Genomic DNA, 2,566 nt, shown 5'->3' with positions numbered 1-2,566 from the left:
GCTGGCCGAGCATGCCGGCCTGATGCTGGCGCCGCACTTTGCGATGGAACTGCACGTACACCTGGCCGCCGCCTATCCGCGCGAGCCCTGGGTTGAGCATTTTGAATGGCTGGAGCCGCTGTTCAACGAACGTATCGAGATCAGCAACGGCCGGATGCGGGTGCCCACCCGCCCCGGCCTCGGCCTGACCCTGAGCGAGCAGGTCAAGGCCTGGACCCGCGAGCAGGCGCAGTTCGGCGCCCGGGGCCCCCGGCCATAGCTGTTTCCAGTCCCCTCACGCCGTCTCCAGCGCTTATTGACCCGCACCACGACCAGCCGGACTTTCTCATGTTTAAAAACTTCATCAACGGCGAATGGCTTGATGCGACCAGCGTCACGCGCAATATCAACCCCTCCGACACTCGCGACCTGATCGGCGAGTACGCCCAAGCCGATGCCGTGCAGACCAAACAGGCAGTTGCGGCCGCGCAAGCCGCTTTCCCCGCGTGGTCGCTCAGCACGCCGCAGCAGCGCTTCGACATCCTCGACGCCGTGGGCAGCGAAATCCTGGCGCGCCGCGCCGAACTCGGCGACTTGCTGGCCCGCGAAGAAGGCAAGACCCTGCCAGAGGCCATCGGCGAAGTGGCCCGCGCCGGCAACATCTTCAAATTCTTTGCCGGCGAAGCCCTGCGCCCCGGCGGCGAAGTGATGCCCTCGGTGCGCCCCGGCGTCGGTGTCGAGATCACGCGCGAACCGCTCGGCGTGGTCGGCATCATCACGCCCTGGAACTTCCCCATTGCCATCCCAGCCTGGAAAATTGCCCCGGCATTGGCCTATGGCAATTGCGTCGTCTTCAAGCCCGCCGAACTGGTGCCGGGGTCGGCCTGGGCACTGGCCGACATCCTCTCCCGCAGCGGATTGCCCAAGGGCGTCTTCAACCTGGTGATGGGCCCCGGCTCCAAAGTCGGCGCCACCCTGATTGAGGATGCCCGGGTGGCGGCCATCACCTTCACCGGCTCGGTCGCCACCGGCCAGCGCATTGCCGCCGGCTGCGTTGCCCGCATGGCCAAGTTCCAGCTCGAGATGGGCGGCAAGAACCCCATGATCGTGCTTTACGACGCCGACCTTGAGGTCGCCGTCAACTGCGCGGTGCAAAGCGGTTTTTTTTTCGACCGGCCAGCGCTGCACCGCGTCGTCCCGCCTGATCGTCACCGACGGCATCCACGACCGCTTTGTCGCCGCCGTGGTGGACAAACTGCGCAGGCTCAAGGTCGACGACGCCCGCAAGGCCGGCACCGACCTCGGCCCGGTGGTTGATGCCAGCCAGCTCGCGCAAAACCTGAAGTACGTGAATATCGCCCGCAGCGAAGGCGCTACCCTGGCCTTTGGCGGCTTGCACCAGGAGCTCAATGCCGACGGCCAGCCCGGCTTCTTCATGAGCCCGGCGCTGTTCACCGACACCACGGCCACCATGCGCATCAACGGTGAAGAGGTGTTTGGCCCGGTCGTCAGCGTGCTGCGCGCCAAAGACTACGACGAGGCGCTGGCGCTGGCCAACGACACGCCGTTTGGCCTGGCCGCTGGCATGGCCACCACCTCGCTCAAGCACGCCACCCATTTCAAGCGCCATTCGCAGGCCGGCATGGTGATGGTCAACCTGCCGACGGCGGGGGTGGACTACCACGTGCCGTTTGGCGGGCGCAAGGCATCGAGCTATGGCCCGCGCGAGCAGGGCCGCCATGCGGCCGAGTTCTACACCACGGTCAAGACGGCTTACAGCCAGGCATAGGCAAGCTGATCGCTATTAAAAACATAGCTTCCCGCGCCCGGTTTGTATGGGCAGGAGCAGGCTTTGACGGTTAATCCCCCATCACCACGCCTTCACGCCGGGGGTCGGCGCCGCCCAGCCACAGCGGCGTGCCATGCGCTTCGCCGCGCGCAATGGCCTGCAGGCCACTGGTCATGTTCATCTCGCGCACTTCGGCGCCGCGGGCCTTCAGCGCATCGACGGTGGCGGGGGCAAAGCGCTTTTCTTCCAGCAGGCTGGGGCCGTTGAGCGAGCCGAAGTTGGGCAGGTCGATGGCCTGCTGCGGCAGCAGGCCCCAGTTCAGCACGCCGTACAGGGTTTTGGCGGTGTAGTGAATGATCAGCGCGCCGCCGGGGCTGCCACCGCTCATCACGAGCTGGCCCGAGGCCTTGTCAAACACCAGCGTGGGCGCCATCGACGAGCGCGGGCGCTTGCCGGCCTGCACCCGGTTGGCAATCGGTTTGCCGTCGGCGTCCGTCGGCGCAAAGCTGAAGTCGGTCAGCTCGTTATTGAGCAAAAAGCCGCCGGCCTTGCCGGTGCCGCCATCGGTCATCAGGCGCGCGCCAAAGGCGTCCTCAATCGTCGTGGTCATGGCCAGCGCGTTGCCCTGGCCGTCCACGATGCTGATGTGCGAGGTGCCGTATTCGGGCTGATCGGGCATGGGGGCGTAGGCGGTGGCGATGGCGCCGGGCACGCCCGGTTTGGCGGTCTTCATGCTCTGGCCACCGGCCTGGCCCTGGATCAGCCTGGCGCGTTCGGCCAGGTAGGCCGGGGCCAGCA

2 protein-coding genes and 1 pseudogene are annotated in these 2,566 nt (G+C 66.5%); 2 read left to right on the top strand and 1 reads right to left on the bottom strand.

The features are described from left to right. Positions 1 to 259, top strand: a 259-nt coding sequence (locus tag RMO23_RS18655) for an enolase C-terminal domain-like protein (RefSeq protein ID WP_309684431.1), incomplete at its 5' end; no start/stop codon positions are given. A gap of 68 nt (positions 260 to 327) precedes the next feature. Next, a pseudogene (locus RMO23_RS18650) lies at positions 328 to 1,768 on the top strand (aldehyde dehydrogenase family protein). 70 nt (positions 1,769 to 1,838) lie between these two features. Here RMO23_RS18650 and RMO23_RS18645 read toward each other — a convergent pair. Then, positions 1,839 to 2,566, bottom strand: a 728-nt coding sequence (locus tag RMO23_RS18645; protein WP_309684428.1) for a gamma-glutamyltransferase, incomplete at its 5' end; no start/stop codon positions are given.

This window comes from Polaromonas sp., from assembly GCF_031411155.1.
Taxonomy (GTDB): Bacteria; Pseudomonadota; Gammaproteobacteria; order Burkholderiales; family Burkholderiaceae_C; genus Polaromonas.
Note: the sequence above shows the minus strand (reverse complement) of the source record. Positions and strands in the feature narration are given on the sequence as shown.